19 protein-coding genes are annotated in these 23,789 nt (G+C 61.0%); 12 read left to right on the top strand and 7 right to left on the bottom strand.

Features of this window, described 5'->3' with window-relative positions; translation table 11 throughout:
• Positions 1 to 65 precede the first annotated feature (65 nt).
• The 4 genes from EQW76_RS15845 (at position 66) to EQW76_RS15830 (ending at position 2,403) form a co-directional block, all read left to right on the top strand.
• Entirely contained in the window at positions 66 to 839 is a 774-nt protein-coding gene (locus tag EQW76_RS15845; protein ID WP_142829601.1) for an arginyltransferase, read from the top strand.
• On the top strand, positions 840 to 1,727 hold the full coding sequence (locus EQW76_RS15840) for a DMT family transporter (protein ID WP_142829603.1): 888 nt from the start codon (positions 840 to 842) through the stop codon (positions 1,725 to 1,727).
• Between the two features lie 65 nt (positions 1,728 to 1,792).
• Positions 1,793 to 2,014, top strand: coding sequence for an AbrB/MazE/SpoVT family DNA-binding domain-containing protein (locus EQW76_RS15835; protein WP_142829605.1), 222 nt, complete (start codon positions 1,793 to 1,795; stop codon positions 2,012 to 2,014).
• Entirely contained in the window at positions 2,011 to 2,403 is a 393-nt protein-coding gene (locus EQW76_RS15830) for a type II toxin-antitoxin system death-on-curing family toxin (RefSeq protein WP_142829607.1), read from the top strand. Before EQW76_RS15835 ends, EQW76_RS15830 begins: the two co-directional genes overlap by 4 nt.
• A gap of 18 nt (positions 2,404 to 2,421) precedes the next feature.
• On the opposite strand, the gene parC is transcribed toward EQW76_RS15830, so the two are convergent.
• A complete protein-coding gene (gene parC, locus EQW76_RS15825) occupies positions 2,422 to 4,701 on the bottom strand; it encodes a DNA topoisomerase IV subunit A (protein WP_142829609.1) in 2,280 nt (759 codons plus the stop codon).
• Between the two features lie 229 nt (positions 4,702 to 4,930).
• Between parC and EQW76_RS15820 the strand changes: the two genes are divergently transcribed.
• Complete coding sequence (locus tag EQW76_RS15820; RefSeq protein ID WP_142829611.1) at positions 4,931 to 6,121, top strand: DUF945 domain-containing protein; 1,191 nt, start codon at positions 4,931 to 4,933, stop codon at positions 6,119 to 6,121.
• 117 nt (positions 6,122 to 6,238) lie between these two features.
• Here the strand turns inward: EQW76_RS15820 and aspS are convergent, their stop codons facing one another.
• A complete protein-coding gene (aspS, locus tag EQW76_RS15815; protein ID WP_142829613.1) occupies positions 6,239 to 8,029 on the bottom strand; it encodes an aspartate--tRNA ligase in 1,791 nt (596 codons plus the stop codon).
• A 225-nt stretch (positions 8,030 to 8,254) separates the two neighbouring features.
• On the opposite strand from aspS, the gene EQW76_RS15810 reads away from it, so the two are divergent.
• The 5 genes from EQW76_RS15810 (at position 8,255) to EQW76_RS15790 (ending at position 14,835) form a co-directional block, all read left to right on the top strand.
• The gene (locus EQW76_RS15810) at positions 8,255 to 9,493 is read left to right on the top strand and encodes an MFS transporter (RefSeq protein WP_142829614.1); all 1,239 of its coding nucleotides are present in this window, start codon (positions 8,255 to 8,257) and stop codon (positions 9,491 to 9,493) included.
• A 91-nt stretch (positions 9,494 to 9,584) separates the two neighbouring features.
• Positions 9,585 to 10,976 (top strand): multicopper oxidase family protein, encoded by a 1,392-nt coding sequence (locus EQW76_RS15805; protein WP_143122969.1) that lies wholly within the window; start codon positions 9,585 to 9,587, stop codon positions 10,974 to 10,976.
• Positions 10,977 to 11,059: 83 nt separating this feature from the next.
• The gene (rnd, locus tag EQW76_RS15800; RefSeq protein WP_142829618.1) at positions 11,060 to 12,205 is read left to right on the top strand and encodes a ribonuclease D; all 1,146 of its coding nucleotides are present in this window, start codon (positions 11,060 to 11,062) and stop codon (positions 12,203 to 12,205) included.
• A 93-nt stretch (positions 12,206 to 12,298) separates the two neighbouring features.
• Complete coding sequence (locus tag EQW76_RS15795; protein WP_142829620.1) at positions 12,299 to 13,372, top strand: adenylate/guanylate cyclase domain-containing protein; 1,074 nt, start codon at positions 12,299 to 12,301, stop codon at positions 13,370 to 13,372.
• A gap of 104 nt (positions 13,373 to 13,476) precedes the next feature.
• A complete protein-coding gene (locus EQW76_RS15790; protein ID WP_142829622.1) occupies positions 13,477 to 14,835 on the top strand; it encodes an esterase-like activity of phytase family protein in 1,359 nt (452 codons plus the stop codon).
• A 135-nt stretch (positions 14,836 to 14,970) separates the two neighbouring features.
• Here EQW76_RS15790 and ppx read toward each other — a convergent pair whose 3' ends face one another.
• From ppx to EQW76_RS15770, 4 genes are all read right to left on the bottom strand, one after another.
• Complete coding sequence (ppx, locus tag EQW76_RS15785; RefSeq protein ID WP_142829624.1) at positions 14,971 to 16,491, bottom strand: exopolyphosphatase; 1,521 nt, start codon at positions 16,489 to 16,491, stop codon at positions 14,971 to 14,973.
• Positions 16,492 to 16,501: 10 nt separating this feature from the next.
• Positions 16,502 to 18,703 (bottom strand): RNA degradosome polyphosphate kinase, encoded by a 2,202-nt coding sequence (locus EQW76_RS15780; protein ID WP_142829626.1) that lies wholly within the window; start codon positions 18,701 to 18,703, stop codon positions 16,502 to 16,504.
• A 62-nt stretch (positions 18,704 to 18,765) separates the two neighbouring features.
• Positions 18,766 to 19,476 carry a DnaA regulatory inactivator HdaA gene (hdaA, locus tag EQW76_RS15775; protein WP_142829628.1) on the bottom strand — a complete coding sequence of 237 codons (711 nt, stop codon included), beginning with the start codon at positions 19,474 to 19,476 and terminating at the stop codon, positions 18,766 to 18,768.
• Positions 19,477 to 19,483: 7 nt separating this feature from the next.
• Entirely contained in the window at positions 19,484 to 20,614 is a 1,131-nt protein-coding gene (locus EQW76_RS15770; protein WP_142829630.1) for an AI-2E family transporter, read from the bottom strand.
• A gap of 218 nt (positions 20,615 to 20,832) precedes the next feature.
• Between EQW76_RS15770 and purM the strand changes: the two genes are divergently transcribed.
• Together purM and purN are read left to right on the top strand one after the other, a co-directional pair.
• Positions 20,833 to 21,906, top strand: a complete 1,074-nt coding sequence (purM, locus tag EQW76_RS15765; protein WP_142829632.1) for a phosphoribosylformylglycinamidine cyclo-ligase — start codon at positions 20,833 to 20,835, stop codon at positions 21,904 to 21,906.
• Complete coding sequence (gene purN / locus EQW76_RS15760; RefSeq protein ID WP_142829634.1) at positions 21,903 to 22,592, top strand: phosphoribosylglycinamide formyltransferase; 690 nt, start codon at positions 21,903 to 21,905, stop codon at positions 22,590 to 22,592. The genes purM and purN overlap by 4 nt, the downstream gene beginning before the upstream one ends.
• 18 nt (positions 22,593 to 22,610) lie before the next feature.
• Here purN and EQW76_RS15755 read toward each other — a convergent pair whose 3' ends face one another.
• The gene (locus EQW76_RS15755; protein WP_142829636.1) at positions 22,611 to 23,789 is read right to left on the bottom strand and encodes an alpha-D-ribose 1-methylphosphonate 5-triphosphate diphosphatase; all 1,179 of its coding nucleotides are present in this window, start codon (positions 23,787 to 23,789) and stop codon (positions 22,611 to 22,613) included.

The raw sequence follows: 23,789 nt of genomic DNA, 5'->3' as shown, positions 1-23,789 counted from the left end.
GCATTCTTTCGCCATGCTTGAACGGGCACACTTTTGACGACTGACGAGAGGTCGATTTTCGGCTGATGAACACGCAGACAACGCCATCTCCGCAGTTCTATCTGACCGCTCCGGCTGCCTGCCCTTACCTGCCGCACGAAATGGAGCGGAAGGTGTTCACGCATCTGGTCGGCGCGCGCGCCACGGAGATGAACGACATCCTCACCCAGGGCGGCTTCAGGCGCTCGCAGAACATCGCCTATCGCCCGGCCTGCGAGGCGTGCCGTGCCTGTGTATCCGTGCGTATCCTAGCCCAGGAGTTCCAGGCGACACGATCCATGAACCGCGTCGTGGCGACAAACGAAGACATCATCGCGACGGAATTTCCTGCCCAGCCGTCGAGCGAGCAATATTCGCTGTTTCGCCGCTATCTCGACGACCGGCACCAGCAGGGTGGCATGTCCGACATGACGGTTCTCGACTACGCCATCATGGTCGAGGATACCCATGTCAATACACGCATCATCGAGTATCGCCGCCGCGAGGAAGGTTCTGGCCTGCAGGAGCGTCCGACCGGCGAACTCATGGCCGCAGCTCTCACCGACGTCATGAGCGACGGCCTGTCGATGGTCTACTCCTATTACAATCCAGCGCTCGACAAGCGCTCGCTCGGCACCTTCATGATCCTCGACCATATCCGCCGCGCCAAGCTGCTCGGCCTGCCGCATGTCTACCTCGGATACTGGGTCAACGGCTCTCGCAAGATGGACTACAAGACGCGCTACCAGCCGCAGGAGCATCTGACGCCGCGCGGATGGGAACGGTTCGACCCGGCCTCCCTCGACCCCAGCGCTGTCTGAATGGGATTTTCAGCCTTATCCGACCATGGCAAGGGCCTCCTGCTGACGACCATCGGCGGCCTCGCGCTATCGATGGACATCCCGCTCATTCGTCTTTCCAGCGGTGAAGCCTGGTCGATCCTCGGCCTGCGCAATATCGTTACCCTTTCTGTCGGCATTATCCTGCTGCTGGTCCTCAGGGCGGGCGGACGGCCATGGCGCCTGCTGCTGCCGGGCGCAACCGGCCTCTGGGTTGGCCTGTTCTATGGTATCGGCACTGTCACCTTCATCCTCGCGGTCTATTACACCAGCGCCGCGAATGTCGTATTCATCCTCGCCTTCAATCCGATGTTCGCGGCCCTTCTTGCATGGTTCGTGATTGGCGAGCGACCGTCGAACGTCACCATAGCCACGATGCTGGCCATGCTGGTGGGCGTAGGGCTGATCGTTGGCGATGGCATCGGCGGCGGACATTGGCTCGGCGACCTGTTATCGGCCATTTCGGCGCTGACCACCGCCTGCGCCATCACCATTGGCCGGGGCTCGAAGCGAGGAATGGGCTTCATGCCGCTGCTGGCGACGGTCATCCCGGCGGCCATCGGGCTATCCTATGCCCTGCCCGCAGGGCTGGTTGTCGATCACCCGTTCTGGATCCTTCTCGACGGCGGCCTGATGATGCCGCTCGCCTTCTGGTGCCTTGCCACAGGCCCCCGCTACCTGTCCGGTCCTGAGGTGGCGATGTTCTACCTCCTCGAAACCATCCTTGCACCTGTATGGATCTGGATGATCTTTGAGGAGACACCGCGCCCGATGACATTGATCGGCGGCTCCATCATGATGGTCGCGCTGGCGAGCCACTCGCTCTGGCAGGCCCGAACGAAGGGTCGTCAAGCAGCGCTGGCTGGATGAAGACGCGGCGTTGCGGCCGACTTTAGTTCGTGTTATAACGTAGTTACAACATCGGAGCCAGAGCTATGAACGTCATCATTCGCAAGATCGGCAATTCTGAAGGTGTGATTCTGCCGAAGGAGGCGCTGCAGAGCCTCGGCCTGAAGAGCGGCGACAGCCTCGAATTACGGGAAGTCGAAAACGGCTTCCAGTTGGTCCACCAGAAGCCCGATCTAGCTGAGCAACTGCGTGCGGCCCGCATCGGCATGCAGAAATATCGTATTGCTCTTCGTGAGCTGGCAAAGTGAGCGAGCTCAAATGGTTGAGCCGCGAAGCCATTGAAATCATGCATCATGAGCAACTTGCCGAGCATGGCGGGCTTGCTGGTTTAAAAGACGAGAATGCGCTGGAGGCAGCGCTTGCCCGTCCGCTTCACAAGGCGGCTTATGGCGAAGACGATATTTTCGCTCTGGCGGCCGCCTACCTTTATGGCCTGACAAGAAACCACCCGTTCTCTGACGGCAACAAGCGGACGGGCTTTCTCGCAGCCTTCACATTTCTTTACATCAACGGTCACTTGATCGAAGCTGAAGAGGTGATGGTAATCGAATTCGTCCTCGGCGTCGCCGCCGGCGAGATCGACGAGGACGGCGCGACGCGCTTTTTGCGTGATATGAGCGTGCCCCTGCCAAAGTGACCCCGGCAGGTGGCCTCGCTAGCCCGAGAATTTACCGCTACGGGGGAAGCCCTTCGGTACGGCTCTGCCTGCAGCGCCGCGGTCGCCGAGCCATTCGATCAGGTCGTCCTTCGATCTCATGAAGCTGCGGCCGGCACTGTCTGCCCAGGTCAGCCCATCGGCAAGGCTGAAGCAACGGACATCGGAAATGCCGCCATCCTTGTAGCGCTGCAGGCGTACGCCCTTGCCGCGCGACATTTCGGGGATCTGCGCCAGCGGGAAGACCACCATCTTGCGGTTTTCGCCGACGACTGCAAGATGATCGCCCTTGACCGGCACCAGCAGCTTGGCCTCTGCCGGCATCGATACATTCATGATCTGCTTGCCCTTGCGGGTGTTGGCAGCCATCTCCGCTTCCGGAACGATAAAGCCGTTGCCCTCGGTCGAGACGATCAACAGCTTGCGATGTGGATCATGAATGAAGGCGGTCAGTACGTCCTGGTCGTTTTCCATCTCGACGATGAGACGCAGCGGTTCGCCGTGGCCGCGACCGCCGGGCAGCTTGTCGGCGCCGAGCGTGTAGGCCTTGCCGCCGGTCGTGACGATCAGCAGCTTGTCGGTGGTCTGGGCCGGGAACGCCAGGCGCAGCGCATCGCCTTCCTTGAAGGTCAGCGTTGACGTGTCGGAGATATGACCCTTCAGCGCCCGGATCCAGCCCTTTTCCGAGATAACGACAGTGACGGGCTCTTTCTCGATCATCGCCTGCTGGATGGCTTCAAGATCTGTTTCAGGTGCATCGGCGAAAACCGTACGACGAGCGCCGAGCTTTGTGGCCTTGGCGTATTTCTTGCGGACCTCGCCGATCTCCCAGGCAATAGTCGCCCAGAGCTTTTCGTCGGAGGCAAGCAGCGCCTCGATCTCAGCCTTCTCCTTAGACAGGGCGTCGAATTCGGTGCGGATCTCGAATTCCTCGAGCTTGCGCAAGTTGCGCAGCCGCATGTTGAGGATGGCTTCGGCCTGGATGTCGGTAACGCCGAAGCGCGCGATCAAGGCTGGCTTCGGTTCGTCCTCCTCGCGGATGATCCGGATCACCTCGTCGAGGTTGAGATAGGCAATCAGCAGGCCGCCGAGGATCTCGAGCCGGCGATCAATCGCTGCGAGCCGGAACTTCGAGCGACGGATCAGCACGTCCTTGCGGTGGGCGAGCCATTCCAGCAGCACTTCGTTCAGCGCCATGACCCGTGGAATGCGTCCCATGGAGAGGACGTTCATGTTGAGTGGAATACGATTTTCAAGCTCGGACAGCTTGAAGATCGATTCCATCAGGATCGTCGGGTCGACCGTGCGGCTCTTCGGCACCAGGATGAGCCGGACATCCTCGGCGGACTCATCGCGCACGTCTTCCAGCAGCGGCAGGCGGCGGGCGTTGAGCAGCTCGGCCAGCTTTTCGATCAGACGCGACTTCTGCACCTGGAACGGGATTTCGGTGACGACGATCTGGTAGCCGCCACGACCGAGATCCTCGACCGCCCATTTGGCGCGAACGCGAAAACCGCCGCGCCCCGTCTTGTAGGCCTCGACGATGCTTTCGCGGCTGTCGATGATGATACCGCCGGTCGGAAGGTCGGGACCCTCTATGCCACCCTTCTCGCGATTGTTCGGATCGGCCATCAGATCTTCGACCGTGGCATCCGGATGCTTGATCAGGTGCAATGCTGCGTCGCAGAGCTCGTGGGCGTTATGCGGCGGAATGGATGTCGCCATGCCGACGGCGATGCCGGACGTGCCGTTGGCGAGCAGGTTCGGGAAGGCGCCGGGCATGACGACCGGCTCGCTGTCTTCCTCGTTGTAGGTCGGACGGAAGTCGACCGCGTCCTGGTCGATGCCTTCGAGCAGCAGCGTAGCAACATCGGTCATGCGGGCTTCGGTGTATCGATAGGCGGCGGCACTATCGCCGTCGATGTTGCCGAAATTGCCCTGGCCATCGACGATGGGATAGCGCTGCGAGAAATCCTGGGCCAGACGGACGAGAGCGTCGTAGACAGACTGGTCGCCGTGCGGGTGGAACTTACCGATGACGTCACCGACGATGCGGGCGCTTTTCTTGAACGACGAGTTGGCGCGGATGCCCATTTCGCTCATCGCGTGGATGATGCGGCGATGGACGGGCTTCAGGCCGTCGCGTACGTCAGGCAGCGCCCGGTGCATGATCGTCGACAGCGCATAGGCAAGGTAACGCTCCTCGAGCGCCGCCTTCAGATCAATCGGCAGAATACTGTCATCGCCCCCGCCAGAAGGCGGCAAAATCTCTTGTCCCATAGGCTTTGCCTAGCGGAGAAGCTGATGTCCGGCAAGGAATACAGTGGTATCAGCCTGTGGATTAAGCCGCACAGCGCCCTAGATTGACCGCAATGCAACAGTGAAGAGACTTGGAGCGCATTTCCCTATTGCAATTCACCAGAATTTTAGACACGGGCGATACAAACCCGGCTTCATACGTCTACACTGCATATCTATTTGTCACTTGGCCAATGAGGAAAAGCCCGACATGACTTTTTACCGGACAACCCGGCTGATGCTGTCCAGCGCCGCCATTCTTTCGCTCGCAAGCTCGGCCTTCGCGCTCGATGGCAACGATCTGCTGAAGAAGATGAATGCTGCCTACGCTATCCAGGGCGTCAGTCTTGCAGCTGACAGCGTCGAGGTCGACGACACGACGGTGACGCTCAAGGGCGCTTCGTTCAAGCCGCTGTCCGGCGGCCAGGGCGTTCCCCTCGGCAAGGTGACGATGAGCGATGTCACGGAAGAAAGTGACGGCGGCTACGCTATCGACAAAGTGACGTTTCCGGATATTTCGGTGACCAACGAGGGCGTGACCTACACTGCAAGCGACATGTTCCTGGGTGGAGTAACAGTACCGGCCGACGCCAATGCTGAAGGCATCGACGGAATGCTGCTCTATTCCAAAGCCCATACGGGTCCGCTGGCGGTCACCAAGGAAGGCAAGGAAGTCTTGTCGGTTAAGGACATGGATTTCGCGCTGACGCCGACCCATGACGATTCCGGTTTTGAATTTACGGGCAACGTCAACGCCATCAAGGCGGACCTGTCCGATGTCAAGGATCCGGCATCGCAGGACACCATCAACAAGCTTGCCCTGCAGCACGTTTCCGGCGCCCTGACGATGAAGGGCAGCTGGGATATCAAGCCCGGCACCGTCACTGTCGAAGACCTCGGCCTCGACCTCGACAATATCGGCCGCCTCGACCTGTCGCTGGCGATCTCCGGCTACACGATGGAATTCATGAAATCGCTGCAGGAGGCCGCAAAGGCTGCGCAGGCAAACCCTGACAAGCAGGCAGCCCAGCAGGCCACCGGCCTTGCCATGATGGGGCTGATGCAGCAGCTGACACTCGACAGCGCCGAGATCCACTTCAAGGACGCCTCCATCACCAAGCGCCTGCTGGATTATGCCGGCTCGACGCAGAACGTCTCTGGCGCCCAGATGGCCAACACGTTGAAGGGGCTAGCGCCAATCATGCTGGCGCAGTTGAACATCCCGGAACTGCAGAACTCGGTCTCTGCCGCGATCAACAGCTACCTCGACAATCCGCAGAGCTTCACGCTGAATGCTTCGCCGGAAAAGCCGGTCCCCTTCCCGATGATCGTCGGCGCCGCCATGGGCGCGCCGAACACCATCCCGAAAGTCATCGGCCTGAAAGTAAGCGCGAACGACTGATCGTCAGTGTCGATTGCCTGAATGCAACCCGGCGATTGTATCGCCGGGTTTTTTGTTGCAAAAAACCCGGCAGCTTTCGCCACCGGGTTCCAATTTACAACGGCCTGAAGACCGAGATCAGTCCTTCTTGATCGGCGGAATAACGCGCAGAGACAGCTCCATGAGCTGCTTCGGTGCTGCCGGCGAAGGCGCGTTCATCAGCAGGTCCTGGGCCTGCTGGTTCATCGGGAACAGCGTGATCTCGCGCAGGTTCTTCGCACCCAGCAGTAGCATCACGACGCGGTCGATACCGAAGGCGCAACCGCCGTGCGGAGGGGCGCCGTACTGGAATGCACGGTACATGCCACCAAAACGTTCCTCGACATCGGTCTGGCTGAGGCCGACCAGTTCGAAGGCCTTGACCATGGCTTCCGGCGACTGGTTACGGATCGAGCCCGAGGCAATCTCGAAGCCGTTGCAGACGGCGTCGTACTGATACGCCTTCAGCGAAAGCGGTTCCTGCGTGTTCAGCGCCTCGAGGCCACCCTGTGGCATCGAGAACGGGTTGTGCGCGAAGTCGATCTTCTTGTCTTCCTCGCTCCATTCGTAGAACGGGAAGTCGATGATCCAGCAAAGCTCGAAGCGATCACGGTCGACGAGGTTCAGGTCTTCGCCAGCCTTGGTGCGCGCCTCGCCTGCAAACTTGTAGAACTTGGCAGGCTCGCCGGCGACAAAGAAGCTGGCGTCGCCGGCTTCCAGGCCGAGTTGCACGCGCAACGCTTCTGTACGCTCCTCGCCGATGTTCTTCGCCAGCGGACCGGAGCCGACGATCTTGCCGTCCTCTTCCTTCCAGAAGATGTAACCCAATCCTGGCTGGCCGAGGCTCTGGGCCCAGGCGTTCATGCGGTCGCAGAACGCTCTGGAACCGCCGGTCTTGGCCGGGATCGCCCAGACTTCGACCTTCGGGTTCGACGCGATCATGCCGGCGAACACCTTGAAGCCGGAGCCTGCAAAGTGCTCGGTGACGGCCTGCATCTCGATCGGGTTGCGAAGGTCGGGCTTGTCGGAACCGTATTTGCGGATCGACACGTCATAGGGAATGCGCGGCCAGTCCTTGGTAACCGGCTTGCCTTCGGCGAACTGCTCGAAGACGGATGTCATGATCGGCGCCATCGTGTCCCAGACATCTTCCTGGGTGACAAAGCTCATTTCCATGTCGAGCTGGTAGAATTCGCCCGGCAGGCGGTCGGCGCGCGGGTCTTCGTCGCGGAAGCAGGGCGCGATCTGGAAGTAGCGGTCGAAGCCTGCCACCATCAACAACTGCTTGTACTGCTGCGGCGCCTGCGGCAGCGCGAAGAACGTGCCGGGATGGATGCGCGACGGCACCAGGAAGTCGCGCGCGCCTTCCGGCGACGAGGCCGTCAGGATCGGCGTGGTGTATTCGCCGAAGCCGGCCGACGTCATGCGGTTGCGGATGTCGGAAATGATCTGGCTGCGCTTGACGATGTTCTTGTGCAGCGTCTCGCGGCGAAGGTCGAGGAAGCGATACTTCAGACGCACGTCTTCCGGATAATCGGGCTCGCCGAACACTGGCAGCGGCAGTTCCTTGGCGACCGAGAGTATCTCGATCTCCTGTGCGTAGAGTTCGATCTCGCCTGTCGGCATCGTCTTGTTGACGGTGTCCTCGGTGCGTGCCTTGACGAGGCCATCGACGCGGATGACCCATTCGCCGCGGACCAGTTCAGCCTGTTTGAAGGCAGGTGAGTCCGGATCGACAACGATCTGCGTCATTCCATAGTGGTCGCGAAGGTCGATGAACAGCAGGCCGCCGTGGTCGCGGACGCGGTGGACCCAGCCGGAGATGCGCACGGTCGACCCGACGTCGGACTTGCTGAGAGCGGCGCATGTATGGCTGCGATAGCGATGCATTTTATCATTCCTGGGCTTGGCGGACGGTGGCAGAAGCGGTCGAAATGCCGCGATCTCCCCGTCGAGAAAATCGGGCGGAAAAGCGCATGGCCTGCCTCATTTGTCAAGACTTGCCACGCCTCGTCGCGTTTGAGGTTGTCTTTATAGCCAAACCCCGCCTAGAAAGACAGCCATGTTGCCGGGCCGGTCGCGGTCATGGTTCGATTCGTTTGCAGGCCCTCCCCGATGAGCCAGATCCGACCCCTTATTCCCTTGCTCGTCACGGCCGGTATCCTGATCGGTGGCAACGGCCTGCAGGCGACGTTCATCTCGCTGCGCGCCCTGCACGAGGGCTTTTCGGCCTCGACCATCGGGCTTGTCGGCACCGGCTACAATATCGGCTTTGCCATCGGCTGCGTCTATGTCACCCGCATCATCCGCTCCATCGGCCATATCCGCGCCTTCTCTGCGCTGGCTGCGATCGCATCCGCCGCCTCGATCGCCATGGTGCTGCTGATCGTGCCATGGTTCTGGTTCAGCATGCGGCTCGTGCAGGGCCTGTGTTTTGCAGGGCTGTTTGCTGTTGTGGAAAGCTGGCTGAACGCCCGCGTGACCAACTCCAACCGGGCTCGGACGCTGTCGGTCTACCGTTTTGTCGACCTCGGCTCGGTGACGCTGGCGCAATACCTGATCCCGTCCGTCGGCATCGACGGGTTCCAGCTGTTTGCCATCATATCGATGGCGCTCAGCCTGTCGCTCGTACCGATCTCCTTTGCCGACCGCTCGAGCCCGGGCGCACCGGAGGCCATTCGCTTCGATATCAAGACGCTATGGCGGATATCGCCGCTCGCCACCGTCGGCTGCGTCGTCGTCGGGCTGACGAACTCGGTGTTCCGCTCGCTGGGTCCGGTCTATGCGCAGGGCATCGGCCTGTCGGTGACGGGGATCGCAACCTTCATGAGCGTCGGGATCTTTGCCGGCATCGTGCTGCAATATCCGCTCGGAGCCTATTCCGACAGGCTCGACCGGCGGCTCATCATCCTCGTCTCGTCCGTTGGCGCGCTGATCGGCTGCCTGTTCCTGGCGCTTGTCGCGGGCAGCAGCGAATGGCGCAATTTCGTCGGCATCTTCATGTTCGGCGCCTTCTGCATGCCGCTTTACTCGCTCTGCTCGGCCCACGCCAACGATCACGCCGCCAAGGGCCAACATGCCCTGGTCTCGGCAGGCACGCTGTTTTTCTGGTCGGTAGGCGCCATCGTCGGGCCGATGTTTGCAGCCTTCATGCTCGACAGGTTCGGCCCGCGCGTGCTGTTTATTTACATGGCCGCCGTGCTATTTTTCTTCATGCTCTACACACTGCAGCGGATGACGGTGCGCGAGGGCGTGCCGACGGAGCGGCGCAGCATGCGGTTTCGCAATCTGCTGCGGACCTCGACCTATTTCAACAAGCTCGCCACGCCGCCTTCCGAGCGCGATAAACAATAGGTGACTGCGGCAGTTTGGCCAAACAGGTGCTATTGCTGAATACTGCGCTCAACTTTAAACAGGACCGGTTAGACCCCGTCCGGAGCATAGCATGGCCGTTTTCACCCGCCGCAATCTCATCAAGGCTTCAGCCGTAGCCGGCGTTTACGGTGTCGGCATGGGTCTGGCGGGTCGCTTCGGACGTGCCCAGGCAGCGCCGGAACCGGTTATCTTGAAATCAAACAAGATCCAGGCCAACATCACCGGCACCGAGATGACCAGGGACGTGCTGACTTATGGCGCCGATGGCATGCCGCCGGTGTTGTGCATGCGCCAGGGCGAACCCTTTGCCGCAAGACTGATCAACGGCATCGACGAGCCGACGACCATCCACTGGCACGGCATGCGTATCCCCAATGCGATGGACGGGGTGCCATTCCTGACACAGCCCTATGTCTATACCGGCGAAAAATTCGAATATGCCTTCACGCCGCCGGATGCGGGCACCTTCTGGTATCATCCCCATTGCAACACTCTGATCCAGATGGGCCACGGCATGACCGGGGTGATCGTCGTCGATAATCCGAAGGATCCGCAATTCGATGCCGAGATCGTCGTCAACCTGCGCGACTGGCGGCTTGGTGGCGACGGACAGTTCATCGCCCAGTTCAAGCCGCGCGACTCGGCACGGTCCGGAACCTACGGCACGGTACGTTCGGCCAACTGGCAGATCGAACCGCAATACGACGCGCCCGCCGGCGGCCTCGTCAGGCTGCGGCTGGCGATTACCGACGTGACGCGGATATTTTCCTTCAAGATCGCTGGCGCAGAGGCTGCAGTCATCGCCATCGACGGCAACCCGGTGCCAAAGCGCTTTCCTCTCGACGTGCTGCAACTCGGGCCGGGCCAGCGGCTGGAACTGGCCATCCGCATGCCGGACAGCGAAGGGGCGCTTGTCACGCTTGAGGATATCCATGGTACCAGCCCGAAGACGCTGGCGACGCTGAAGGCGGTCGGTAGCTCGCTCAAGCGCGACATGGGCGATCTGGCGCCGCTGGCCGCAAACCCGGTGGCCAAGGCCGATGTCGGGGCCGCGGAGCATATCCCGATCATCCTCAGCGCGACGGCGGAGGATACGTCGACCGACAGCATCTGCGGCTCGCTCGGCTACAGTTTCTGGGCCATCAACAAGGTGCCATGGCCGGGCGACACGCCGGACCCGACGGCGCCGCTGGCGGAACTGAAGCTTGGCAAGAGCTATGTGTTCGACATGGAAAACCTGACGCCGCACTCCCATCCCATACACCTTCACGGGATGAGCTTCACGGTGCTTTCCTCGACAACCGGCGCTGTCCAGCCATTCGTCTCCGACACCTATCTCATTCAGCCGAACGAAAAGGTCCAGCTTGGCTTCGTCGCAGACAATCCCGGCGACTGGCTGCTGCATTGTCACATCATCGAGCATCAAAAGACTGGCATGACCAGCTATCTGCGGGTCGTTTAGCCTTCGGGCTCGTCAGCTTATTGACATATCGAAGCGAAAGGGAAAGGAAGGTTCAAGAACTAATTTCGTATGAATGTGTCCAAATGATCGTAACTACCGCCGAATTAGAGGCGGCCTGCCAAGAGCTGGCCAAGTCAGAATTCATCACCATCGATACCGAATTTCTTCGCGAGACGACCTTCTGGCCGGTGCTTTGCCTGATACAGATGGCGAGCCCGACAACCGAGGTCATTGTCGATCCGTTGGCGCCCGGCATCGATCTTGCGCCGTTTTTCGCGCTGATGGCCGACACCTCGGTGCTGAAGGTATTCCATGCCTCGCGCCAGGACATCGAAATCATCTACAATCGCGGAAACCTGATCCCGCATCCGGTGTTCGACACGCAGATTGCTGCGATGGTCTGCGGCTTCGGCGACTCGGTCTCCTATGACCAGCTTGTCAGCCGTATCAAGAATATCCAGATCGACAAGACCTCGCGCTTTACCGACTGGACACGCCGTCCGCTGACGGAAAAGCAGTTCGACTACGCGCTTGCCGACGTTACCCACCTGCGCGACGTCTATATCTTCCTGCGTGACGAACTCGAACGCGAAGGCCGCGCCTCCTGGCTTGCCGAGGAAATGGCGATCCTCGAATCGCGCGACACCTATGACCTGCATCCGGACGATGCGTGGCAGCGGCTGAAGATGCGGCTGCGCAAGCCGCAGGAACTGGCCGTGCTGAAGTATGTAGCCGCCTGGCGCGAGCGCGAGGCCCGCAGCCGCAACGTGCCGCGCTCGCGGGTGCTGAAGGACGATGCGATCTACGAGATCGCCCAGCAGCAGCCGCGTGACGTGGAGGCATTCGGCCGCCTGCGCACCGTTCCGAAGGGCTGGGAGCGCTCGTCGGCCGGCGGCGCGGTGCTGGAGGCTATCAACGCCGCGCTGGACATGCCGAAGGCCGACATGCCGCATGTTCCGCGTCACACGCAGGCCCCGGAGGGAACAGCTGCTGCTGCCGAGCTACTCAAAGTCCTTTTGAAGCTGATTGCGGAAAAGAACGCCGTTGCGCCGAAAGTGATCGCCAACAGCGAAGACATCGAACGGATCGCTGCAGAAGGCGACAAGGCCGACGTACCGGCCCTCTCCGGCTGGCGTCGAGACTTGTTCGGCGATACCGCGCTGAAACTCATAAAGGGCGAGGTTGCGCTGCGGTTTGTAGACAAGAAGGTGGAGACGATCGCCATCTAGCGGGAACCGTCTTCGGACCGAAAAGGCTTGACCGCAGCAGTTGGGCGGGATCAATAACGGCAGACGTCTGTCATCTGCCTGTCGGAACGAACCATGCGAACTCTGCCCACGGCGTTGAACTGGCTTGCTATCGCTGCCGTCGTTGCGTTGTCCGGTGTTTTTTACGGCGCGGCTTTCTATCCCGAATCGCACTTCTATATCGGCGCCATCTTTGCCCTGACGACCGGCATGCCTGTGCTGGTCTTTGAGCGTGGACTGGTGCTGCCCGGTCTTTACTATCGCGTCCATCGGCTGCCGACACCGGCCTATATTCCCATCGCGCTGATGATCGACCTTGCGCTCATCAGCGTCGGCTATGCGATTTCTGGCAGCCTGCTGAAAATCATGGGCATAACCAACACGAGCTGGGCGGAGGCGACCATCCTGTCCGCCGAGGTTCTTGTCTATGCGCTGTCGGTCACCGCCCTGATGGTTTTCATCATGCGTGTCCGCGAGCTGCTGGGCCGCGATGTCTTCATCAGTTTGCTGACAGGCCGCTACCGCAATCCGGTGCCGGAGGAACGTGTCTTTCTGTTTATCGATCTGGTCGGCTCCACGGCATTTGCAGAGCAACACGGCGACCTCAGGACACAGCAATATCTCGGCTCGCTGTTCGGGACATTCGCCGAACAGATCCGTCGCCATAACGGTGCCATAGACGATTACATCGGCGATGCCGCCATCGTCACGTGGCCGCTGCAACGCGGCATCAAGAACGGCTGCTGCGTCCGTTGCATTTTCGATATCTTTGCAAACATCGAGAAGAACAAGGATGTCTGGCTGAAGGTCTACGGCCAGGTCCCGCGTCTGCGCGCAGCCCTGCACGGCGGGTCGGTGATCACGGCGGAAATCGGCGTCGATCGTCACAAGATCACCTATTTCGGAGACACGGTGAACACCACGGCCCGCCTCGAGGGTCTTTCGAAGACATTGGAAAGGCATGTCCTGATCTCGTCCGACCTTGCCGACCTCATGACATTGCCCAAAGGCATCCATGCGGAATATCTCGGCAACCACGCCGTCAAGGGACGTGGCCGGGAGGTCGGGGTCGTCGCTCTGACCGACCTTGGCGACGGAATTGCCCGCCCGCCATCGCAGCTTTCGCTCAATCTCGGCAAGGCGTCCTGAAGTTGTGGTTCGCTGTCATCAAAACTTAATCCGAGTATAATCTCACAGACACGATCCCGCCGTAACTCCTCGGGCGTCAATCCCGACCGGAACTGGTGAGAATCATGACCAAAATCCTTTACGCCTCCGTGGCGCTTTCCCTCTTGATGTCGTCTCAGGCTTTCGCCGAGGAAAAGGCCTTTCCGGCAACCCTGACCGCACAGGCCATTCTGCCTGCTAACACGATCATTGCAGCGCCTGCCGATGCGCCGGACTTCCTGAAGACGGCCGGTAAATTCACCACTCCCGACCGCAAGCGCGCCACCGTTCTCGGCAGCGTCCCCGGCATGGACGGCTTGGTGAAAACCGATCTCGCGCTGCCCTTCGATGGTCAGGCCGTGCAGGGTTTCTCCGGCATCAAGACCATGCCGGACGGCACCTTCTGGAGCCTCTCCGACAACGGATTTGGCTCGAAGGCGAATTCCAGCGATGCAGCGCTAATGTATCACCACCTCAAATTCGACTGGGATAGCGGCAAGGTCGAGGTTCTGAAAACAGTCTTCCTCTCCGACCCGGACAAGAAGGCGCCCTTCCCGATCGTTCTCGAAGGCGCCGAGAAGCGCTACCTCACCGGTGCCGATTTCGACGTCGAATCGATCCAGCCCGTAGCCGACGGTTTCTGGACGGGCGAGGAATTCGGTCCCTACATGCTGCATTTCGACACCGAGGGCCGACTGACCGACGTGATATCCACCGTCGTCAACGGCAAGCCGGTCAAATCCCCCGACAATCCGACGATCTCGCTGCCGGCCAACCCCACACTCAAGCTGCCTGCCTTCAATCTCGCTCGCTCGCGTGGCTTTGAGGGGCTTGCGAAGTCGCCGGACGGCACAAAGCTTTATGCTCTGCTGGAAGGCGCGCTCTATCAGGATGACGGGTCTGTGGAGAAGGTCGACGGCCAGCCCGCACTGCGGATCATCGAACTCGACGTTGCTGCGAAAAACTGGACCGGACGCTCCTGGCTCTATCCGTTCTCGCCCGGCGGCGAATCGATCGGCGATTTCAACATGCTCGATGCCAGCACCGGGCTGGTGATCGAACGCGACAACGGTGCCGGCACCGGCGACAAGGTCTGCGCCGATCCGAAGGCGCCAAAGCCCGATTGCTTTGCCGTCGCCGCCAAGCACAAGCGCGTCTACAAGATCGAAATGACCGAAGAAAACGTCGGAAAGGCCGTGCGCAAGATCGGCTATATCGACTTGATGCACATCGCCGACCCAAACAACAAGAAGCGCCAGGGCGGCGGCGAAGGTTTCTACGACATGCCGTTCGTGACCATCGAGAATGTCGACCGCGTCGATGCGACCCATATCATCGTTGGCAACGACAACAACCTGCCGTTCTCTTCCGGCCGGACACTCGGCAAGGCTGACGACAACGAGTTCGTACTTCTCGAGGTCGGCGAGTTCCTGAACGCGAAGTAAGTTGAATCTGTCTTCTCCCTACCGGGAAGAAGATGTCCGAAGGAAAGATGAGGGGCGGCGGCCAAAGTTGCGGCTCCCCTCATCGCCTCGCATTGGCTCGGCATTTCTCCCAGACGGGGAGAAGGAAAGACGAGGCTATTCGAAGCGGAACGCCAGGCGCTTGCCGGTGAGTTTGCCCAGTTGCTGCAGGCGCCCGTCGAGGCGCTCGCCGGCAAAATCGCGATATTCCGGTGGAACGACGAAGTCGAGGTCGACATCCGGATCTTTGGACCGCTGGAATGTCAGGTTCCTGACGACGCCGGGCATCGAGGCCGAGAACAGATAAACGACGCGCAGAAGGCCGCCGAGAAGCTTGGCACGCTCGATGAAGAGCGGCGTCGCGATCGTCGCCAGCGGGCCGGTGGCGCTGTCGTCGCTCAGGCCCTCGTAGCGGTAGTAGCTGGTGAGGGCGAGAAAGGCACGACCGGCATGGGTAATGCCGACGAAGGAGGAGTTGGCGATGACGTTGAGCGCCTGCAGGCCGCGATAGTCGGGATGGGCACGCCAGCTGATGTCGGCCACCAAGCACGCAGCCTGGCGGTAGCGGTTCTCTTCCTCGGTCTCATTGACCCCGAAGAAGGGCATCATGCGGCCGGTCCAGTCCGCAAGCTCCCGTGCGTGCTCCGGCGAACGAGCGCGCAAGATGGCGAGTTCGCCGGCAGCGGCGAGCAGAGGATCGGCGTGACGCTCGTGCTCGTTGAGCAGCGAATAGAGATAGCCCTCGCGCACGCCCTGCGACGAGAAGGAGACGCGCGCCGGCTTCATTGCCAGCAAAACTTCCTGCAGCGCAATGGCGCCATAGGGCAGGAGCGAGCGCCGAAACTTCGAGACGGACTGGAAGATCGGGTCCTTGCTGTCCTTGGCGACGGCCACCTGATCGAGGAAGCGCAGCATCTCGTCGAGCGGCAATTCATAGCCCTGCATCATGTGAAGCGGATAATCGCGCACCTGCATGTGCAGCTTGGCAATGTTACGCCAGGTGCCGCCGACCGCATAGAAGGTGCGTCCCTCGCCACCACCGAGCAGTTTTGCGGTGCGGACGTGCTTGCGGGCAAAGGTATGCGCCTTGGCGAGCGACCCGTCGGCATATTCCGACAGTCGCAATCCGCCGAGCGGCAGGGTGATCCCCTGGCCGAACTTGTTTCCCTTGATGTCGATCAGTTCCAGCGATCCGCCGCCGAGATCACCGGCAATTCCGTCCGCAGCGTGGAAACCGCTGATGATGCCATAGGCGGAGAAAAGCGCCTCTTCCTCGCCCGACAGCACGCGCACCTTGCGGCCCAGAATGGTTTCCGCCTGATGGATGAAGTTGGGGCCATTGCTGGCCTCGCGAGCAGCCGCCGTCGCCAGCACATACATGGTACGGGCGCGGGCCTGGTCGGAGAGAGCCCGAAACCGGTGCAGCGCCGCCAGCGCGCGCAGCACGCTCTGCTCGTCCATCTTGCCAGTCAGGGCAAGACCCTTGCCGAGGCCGCAGAGGACCTTTTCGTTGAACAGGATCGTCGGCGAACGCGACAGGCCTTCATAGACGACAAGCCGCACGGAGTTTGAGCCGATGTCGACGACGGAAACGGGGGCAATTCCGGGAAGGCGCCCCTGAGCTTCTGATTCCACCATGCGATTCCAGCTATGACTTCCGGCGCGACAACAGGCCGGCAATGAGTTTCGGCGCACTGGACTTCAGGGCCTCGCCGCGCCCGGACAGGCTCGGATTGGTCATGAAATACTGCTGCGCGTTGAACGGCTCTTTCCCCTTGCGCACTTCCATGCGCCTGGAGGTACCGTCGGGCAATATCTCGTAGCTCTGCTGGTTGTCAATCAGGTTGCCGAGCATGATCTGCGACAAAACCTGCTCGTGTACCGTAGGGTTAAGAAGAGGCACGAGAGTCTCGACGCGCCGGTCGAGATTTCGCTGCATCATATCGGCAGATCCGATGTAGACCAGCGCCTTGTCCGACGGCAGGCGATAGCCGTTGCCGAAGCAGAAGATGCGGCTGTGCTCGAGGAAGCGGCCGACGATAGACTTGACGCGGATATTCTCGGAAAGCCCGGCCACCTGGGGCCTGAGGCAGCAGATGCCGCGAATGACGAGGTCGATCTCGACGCCGGCGTAGCTGGCGCGATAGAGCGCATCGATGATCTCTGGATCGACCAGCGAATTCATCTTCATCCAGATCGCAGCCGGACGCCCCTCGCCTGCGTGGACGATCTCCTGCTCGATGTGCTTGAGGATACGCGAGCGCAGCGTGTAGGGCGAAACCGCGATCTCCATGCTCTCGGCAGGCTCGCCATAGCCGGTGATGAAATTGAAGATGTTCGCCATGTCGTGGGCGATCTTCGGGTTGCAGGTGAAGTAGGACAGGTCGGTGTAGATCTTGGCGGTGATCGGATGGTAGTTGCCGGTACCGAGATGGCAGTAGCTGCGCAGTCTGCCCTCCTCGCGACGGACGACCAGCGACATCTTGGAGTGGGTCTTCAATTCGATGAAGCCGAAGACGACCTGCACGCCGGCACGCTCCAGGTCGCGCGCCCAGCGGATGTTGGCCTCTTCGTCGAAGCGGGCTTTCAATTCGACCAGCGCCGTCACCGACTTGCCCATTTCGGCAGCGTCGATGAGGGCACGTACGATAGGGCTGTCGTTGGAGGTGCGGTACAGCGTCTGCTTGATCGCCAGCACGTCCGGGTCGCGCGCCGCCTGGATCAGGAACTGGACGACGACGTCGAAGGATTCGTAAGGGTGGTGAACCACCATGTCCTTCTCGCGGATGGCGGCAAAGCAGTCGCCCGCGTGCTCGCGCACACGTTCTGGGAAGCGGGCATTGTAAGGCTGATAGCGCAGATCTTCGCGCGGAGCCTTGGTGATTTCGGACAGCGTGTTCAGCGCCAGTAGACCTGGCAGCACAGCAACGCGATTGTCCGGCACACCCAGCGCCGTGACGACGAAGTGTCGTAGCGGGGCAGGCATTTCGGAATCGGTTTCGATGCGGATGACCGAACCGCGACGGCGGCGCTTCAGCGCCGTTTCGAAAAACCTCACCAGGTCTTCGGCCTCTTCCTCGACCTCGATGTCGCTGTCACGGATAAGCCGGAATGTGCCGGATCCCTGCACCTCGTAGCCCGGATAAAGACGATGAATGAAGATGTTCACCACGTCCTCGAGCGTGATGTAGCGAATGACGCCATTGGCGTCCGGCAGGCGAATGAAGCGATCGAGCGCCGGCGGCAGGCGCAGCAGCGCCGTCATCGCCTCGTGGCCGCGCATGCTGTTCAATTGCAGTGCGATGGAGAAGCCGAGATTGGGGATGAACGGAAAGGGATGGGCCGGGTCGATCGACAGGGGCGTCAGAACGGGAAAGATCGACTGGTCGAATTCGTTGGCAAGCCACTGGCGGTCAGCCTCGGACAGAGCCGCTGATCGGACGATGAGGATGTCTTCCTTGGCGAGGTATTGCTGCAGGACGGCGAGCGAGGCCTGCTGCTCCATCTGCAGGTTGTCGATCTCCCTCAGGATGTCGTTCAGCTGCTCGGCCGGGGTCTTTCCGTCAGGACTGCGCACGACGATGTTCTGGCGCACCTGGCCTTCGAGGCCTGCGACCCGGACCATGAAGAACTCGTCGAGGTTGGCGGCCGAGATGGACAGGAAGCGGACGCGCTCGAGCAGCGGATGGGCCGTGTTCAGGGTCTCTTCAAGGACGCGCCGATTGAACTGCAGCCACGAAAACTCGCGGTTGATGAAGCGTTCCGGGCTGTTCATCAGATCGCTGATCGGCGGCTTCGCAACGATCTCCGGTTCGCCTTCCTCCGGAAGTTCTGCGACTGAAGACTCCATATGCACCTGCCCCTGTTTGTCTGCGTTGGACATCAATTTGACGAAGAAACTGTCACAGTCAATCACATTGAATCGAAATTGCCCAATTCATTCAATACCTCAGACGCGAGTCCTCGCGTGATGCGGGTGCCTCGTGACAAGGCCAGGCGATCCAGCCGGTCGACAATGGTCTGGGCGGCGCCAAGCGAACGCTCCATGCGGCCGACGATATAGAGAACCAATTTGTCATCGATATAAAGCTGGCGGTCGGCGAACAGCTTGACGATGACCTGCGACAGCAACTCCTCATCGGGCTCGCCGATCTCGACTGTCGTTGCCGCCTTGAGACGCGAGATCAGGTCCGGAAGTGTCACCGGCCAGGAGATCGGCCACAACCGGCTGGTGATCATCAGGCTGGTGCGGTTTTCGCGGACACTGTTGATAACATGGAAGAGTTCGGTGTCGTCGAAGCCCGCCCTGTCCGCATCCTCGAAGATCACCGGTCCCGCAGCCGCTGCAAGCGCGGCATTGGCGCCCTTGACGGGGTGGATCTCGACGGCGCCGCTCTGCTCGCGCCAGATGCTGGCGAGATGGGATTTGCCTGAGCCGACGGGGCCAGCCAGGATCACCACAGGCGACGGCCAGGCGGGCCAGCTGTCGACGATGGCAACGGCTGCCTGAAGCCGTGCGGACACGCGCAGGTCGTCGCGGCCGCTGGCGGCATCGTGAACGAATGCCAGCGGCAGCTGCTCGGCGCCGCGGCGCCTCGGATCAGCCTTCCTCACATCGCTCATGGTCGCTTTATTTCTCGATGTTGCTGTCGATAACCTTGCGCGCCGGCAGGATCAGCTTGCGTCCATGGTAAAGGTCGCTCTCAAGATACCGCGAAAGGGCGAAGCGGACAAGCACGCCACAGGCGGCCGCTGCCGGCACTGCGATCAGCAGGCCGACGAAGCCGAACATGATGCTAAAGGCAAACAGCGCAAACATCAGCCACACCGGATGCAGGCCGACGCTCGAACCGACCAGCTTCGGCTGCAGGATATTCCCCTCCAGAAACTGGCCAGTGAAGAAGACGGCCAGCACCAGCGCGATCCAGGGGTAGTCGGGCCAGAACTGCACCAGCGCGACACCGGCTGCGAGAAACAGGCCAACCAGCGAACCGACATAGGGGATGAAGCTGATCATGCCCGCGAACATGCCGATCAGCAGGCCGAAATTCAGGCCGACCAGCGACAGGCCGACGCCGTAGTAGACGCCGAGAATGATGCACAGCGAGCCCTGGCCGCGTATGAAGCCGGCGATTGCCTGGTCGATCTCGCGGGCGATCTGGCGGACGGAACCGACATGCTCGCGTGGGATCCAGGCGTCGACCTTGGCGATCATGCGATCCCAGTCGAGCAGCATGTAGAAGGCGACGACGGGTGTGACGACCATCAGCGAGACGATATTGACCAGCGCTTTGCCGGAACTCCAGATCTGCCCGAACAGCCCGGCAACGAAGCTGACGCCATCCGACATGATCGTCGAGATGTTGTCCTTGATCGTGCCTGCCTGATTGCGGATCCACTGCGGTACGATCGAATTCTGCGTATTGGTGATGAACTTCTGGAACTGCTCTACGTAGCCCGGCAAATGCTGCAGGAAGTCGTTGAACTGGTTGACGATGATCGGAATCAGGATCGTCAGCGCCAGCGCAAAGATCAGCACGAAAACGACGAGGATGACGAGGGTCGCCATGGTCCGGCTGAGACCGCGCCGCTCAAGCCAGTCGGCGACCGGATCGAGAAAATAGGCGATCGCCATGCCGGCGATGAAGGGCAGCAGGATCGAGCTGAACAGGAAAAGGAAGGCAATGAAGAAAGCCAGGATCGCGAGCCAGAAAAAGACCTGCCGCTTCAGATCGGTGACGCTCGATGGTTGTTGCTCCATGATATTCCTGATCTTTGCTGCTGGTGACGTTGAATTAGCACATAGGATAGCCGCTCAACTAGCGTCAAGATGATAACGGGCAATGGCGGGATCGGCCGACGGTCGGTGAAAATCGGGGGTTTGATCGCCAACGCCTTGCATAAAGAGACTTGCCATGCAATGGCGACCCGGTCAAAACCCTATTGCCAGGGCGCAAGAGCGCCGACCGGAGACGCAGCATGAGCCAGTCGGGAAAAAACGGCCTTACCTATAGCGACGCAGGCGTCGACATAGATGCCGGCAACCTCCTCGTCGAGAAAATCAAGCCGGCGGTGCGCTCGACGCGCCGGCCCGGTGCGGATGGCGAAATCGGCGGTTTCGGCGGCCTTTTCGACCTGAAGGCCGCAGGCTTTACCGACCCGATCCTGGTCGCCGCCAATGACGGCGTCGGCACCAAGTTGAAGATCGCCATCGACGCCAATTATCACGACACCGTCGGCATCGATCTTGTCGCCATGTGCGTCAACGATCTGGTCGTCCAGGGGGCCGAGCCCTTGTTCTTCCTCGATTATTTTGCGACCGGCAAACTCGACACGGACCAGGGAGCAGCCATCGTCGAAGGCATCGCTGCCGGCTGCCGCGAGGCAGGTTGCGCGTTGCTCGGCGGCGAGACCGCCGAAATGCCCGGCATGTATTCCGACGGCGACTACGATCTGGCGGGCTTTGCCGTCGGTGCTGCCGAGCGCCACCAGTTGCTGCCGACGCGCGACATCGCCGAGGGCGACGTCATTCTCGGCCTTGCCTCCTCCGGCGTCCATTCGAACGGCTTCTCGTTAGTACGCAAGATCGTCACGCTGTCCGGCCTCGCATGGGATGCCCCTGCCCCGTTTGCCGAGGGAAAGACCCTCGGCGAGGCGCTGCTGACGCCGACCCGCATCTACGTCAAGCCGCTGCTGAAGGCGATCCGCGAGACCGGTGCGCTGAAGGCGCTGGCTCACATCACCGGCGGCGGCTTTCCGGAAAACATACCGCGCGTACTGCCGAAGAACCTTGCCGCCGAGATCGATCTTTCCGCCGTCAGGGTGCCGCCCGTCTTCTCGTGGCTGGCCAAGACCGGTGGCGTCGAGGCGAACGAGATGCTGCGCACCTTCAACTGCGGCGTCGGCATGATCGTCGTCGTTGCCGAAGAGAATGTCGATCGCGTTACGAAAGCCCTCGAGGCTGAAGGCGAAAGCGTCATCGTTCTCGGCCGGATGATCGCTCGTGCCGAGGGCGCGGCAGGCACCGTCTACAAAGGAACCCTCGCCCTATGAGCGAAACGCGCAAACGCGCCGTCATCTTCATCTCCGGCACCGGTTCCAACATGATGTCGCTGATAAAGGCGGCACAGGCGCCTGACTATGCTGCCGAAATTGTCGGCGTCATTTCCGACCGGGCCGAGGCTGCTGGCCTTGCCAAGGCACAAGCGGAAGGCATCCCGGCCTTCGCCATCCCGCGCGGTGATTTCAAAAGCAAGGAAGCCCATGAAGCGGCAATCCTTGAGCGGCTCGACGAGCTTCAACCAGACATCATCTGCCTTGCCGGCTACATGCGGCTTCTGACCGGCGATTTCATCAAGCGCTACAAGGGACGGATCATCAATATCCATCCCTCCCTGCTGCCGCTGTTTCCCGGCCTGAACACCCACCAGCGGGCGCTGGACGCCGGCATGAAGATCGTCGGCTGTACCGTGCATTTCGTCACCGAGGGCATGGATGAAGGCCCGGTCATCGGCCAGGGTTCTGTCGCCGTACTGGTGGACGATAATGCCCAGACGCTGGCCGCGCGGGTGCTCACCATCGAGCACCAGCTCTATCCCCTCGCACTCAGGCTGATTGCCGAGGGCAAGGTGCGGATGGAAAAAGGCGTCACCGTCACCACCAACGAGGCCGGCGGAACGCTGATCCCTCCGGCTCTCAAGAAACTGATCGCCCTGCTGGTCGACCCAGACAAGGCCTGAAAGGCAGTCTTCCGGCGATCAGGCGACCAGCGCCGGATGCAGATGCAGCGGGTGCAGCGTGCCGTCGCTGTAAACCACGCGGCCATTGCGGAATGTTGCCCGGACACGCGGCACGGCGCCGGGCTCCACGGCGATCAGATCGGCCTTCTGTCCGACAGCGATCTCTCCCCGGTCCATCAGGCCTGCTGCACGCGCCGGATTGCGGCTCGCCATTGCAACGGCTGCAGGAAGGTCGCCCTCCAGCGCATCGGCAATCTTGAAGGTCGCCGACAGAAATGCGGCCGGATGATAATCGGCAGCAATGATGGTCAGCAGCCCGGCGCGGGCGGCATCGAGCGCACTGAGGTTGCCGATCATCGACAGGCCACGCAGCGCATTCGGGGCACCCATCAGCGTCCACAGCCCGAGCCGACGGGCTTCCTCTGCAGCTTCGAGCGTCACCGGAAACTCGCTGATGGTGATGCCGAAACCGTTCATCTCGACGACTTTGGCGGCACTGTCGTCATCATGGGAGGCGAGCGAGATACGGTGCTTCATTGATAGATCGGTGATCTCGCGCAGCCGCTTGTCAACCTCGGGATTGTTGCGGCGTTCCATGCGAAGGGCGACGACTTCGGCCGCAGCCTCCGCCGAAATGCCCCTCTGCGCCGACATCCGCTCCATATAGGCTTCGACGTCGTTGTATTGACCCTGGCCCGGCGTGTGGTCGGTCAACGACACCATGTCGATGAGGTCGTCCTCGATGAGCTTTTCGAGCACCGGCGAGGCTGCAAGGTTGGTGATCTCGTAGCGGGCATGAACGCGATGATCGACCAGCAGGCCGGCCTTCAGCCGGTGGATGCCTTCGATGATGGCACGCGTATTTTCCAACGAGCGGATATGGCCGTAGACGCTCTCGGTCGCGAATGACAGCGCGGCGTAGGCCGTGGTGATGCCCGAGGCCGCCAGTTTCTTGTCAAGTTCGTGGATGCCGAAATCGATCGGCATCATCGCATTCGGCCGCGGCGCGATCTCGCGCTCGATCATGTCGCCGTGCAGGTCGACAAATCCGGGCATCAGCAACCGCCCGCCGCCCTCGAAGGTGGCCTCCGCCACAGGTTCTGCCCTGATCTCGGCAATCGCCCCGTCGTCGATCCGGACGGCGCCTTTGTCGATCACTTCATCGGCAAGGACGAGTTTGAAATTGTTGAGCCACAT

The organism is Rhizobium sp. rho-13.1, assembly GCF_007000305.1.
Classification (GTDB): Bacteria; Pseudomonadota; Alphaproteobacteria; order Rhizobiales; family Rhizobiaceae; genus Rhizobium; species Rhizobium rhododendri.
Note: the sequence above shows the minus strand (reverse complement) of the source record. Positions and strands in the feature narration are given on the sequence as shown.

What these genes read in the sequence shown, in the direction of transcription:
- EQW76_RS15845 (WP_142829601.1), top strand. Translation starts at nt 66, where the DNA reads ATGAACACGCAGACAACGCCATCTCCGCAGTTCTATCTGACCGCTCCG.
- EQW76_RS15840 (WP_142829603.1), top strand. Translation starts at nt 840, where the DNA reads ATGGGATTTTCAGCCTTATCCGACCATGGCAAGGGCCTCCTGCTGACG.
- EQW76_RS15835 (WP_142829605.1), top strand. Translation starts at nt 1,793, where the DNA reads ATGAACGTCATCATTCGCAAGATCGGCAATTCTGAAGGTGTGATTCTG.
- parC (WP_142829609.1), bottom strand. Translation starts at nt 4,701, where the DNA reads ATGGGACAAGAGATTTTGCCGCCTTCTGGCGGGGGCGATGACAGTATT.
- EQW76_RS15820 (WP_142829611.1), top strand. Translation starts at nt 4,931, where the DNA reads ATGACTTTTTACCGGACAACCCGGCTGATGCTGTCCAGCGCCGCCATT.
- aspS (WP_142829613.1), bottom strand. Translation starts at nt 8,029, where the DNA reads ATGCATCGCTATCGCAGCCATACATGCGCCGCTCTCAGCAAGTCCGAC.
- EQW76_RS15810 (WP_142829614.1), top strand. Translation starts at nt 8,255, where the DNA reads ATGAGCCAGATCCGACCCCTTATTCCCTTGCTCGTCACGGCCGGTATC.
- EQW76_RS15805 (WP_143122969.1), top strand. Translation starts at nt 9,585, where the DNA reads ATGGCCGTTTTCACCCGCCGCAATCTCATCAAGGCTTCAGCCGTAGCC.
- rnd (WP_142829618.1), top strand. Translation starts at nt 11,060, where the DNA reads ATGATCGTAACTACCGCCGAATTAGAGGCGGCCTGCCAAGAGCTGGCC.
- EQW76_RS15795 (WP_142829620.1), top strand. Translation starts at nt 12,299, where the DNA reads ATGCGAACTCTGCCCACGGCGTTGAACTGGCTTGCTATCGCTGCCGTC.
- EQW76_RS15790 (WP_142829622.1), top strand. Translation starts at nt 13,477, where the DNA reads ATGACCAAAATCCTTTACGCCTCCGTGGCGCTTTCCCTCTTGATGTCG.
- ppx (WP_142829624.1), bottom strand. Translation starts at nt 16,491, where the DNA reads ATGGTGGAATCAGAAGCTCAGGGGCGCCTTCCCGGAATTGCCCCCGTT.
- EQW76_RS15780 (WP_142829626.1), bottom strand. Translation starts at nt 18,703, where the DNA reads ATGGAGTCTTCAGTCGCAGAACTTCCGGAGGAAGGCGAACCGGAGATC.
- hdaA (WP_142829628.1), bottom strand. Translation starts at nt 19,476, where the DNA reads ATGAGCGATGTGAGGAAGGCTGATCCGAGGCGCCGCGGCGCCGAGCAG.
- EQW76_RS15770 (WP_142829630.1), bottom strand. Translation starts at nt 20,614, where the DNA reads ATGGAGCAACAACCATCGAGCGTCACCGATCTGAAGCGGCAGGTCTTT.
- purM (WP_142829632.1), top strand. Translation starts at nt 20,833, where the DNA reads ATGAGCCAGTCGGGAAAAAACGGCCTTACCTATAGCGACGCAGGCGTC.
- purN (WP_142829634.1), top strand. Translation starts at nt 21,903, where the DNA reads ATGAGCGAAACGCGCAAACGCGCCGTCATCTTCATCTCCGGCACCGGT.
- EQW76_RS15755 (WP_142829636.1), bottom strand. Translation starts at nt 23,789, where the DNA reads ATGTGGCTCAACAATTTCAAACTCGTCCTTGCCGATGAAGTGATCGAC.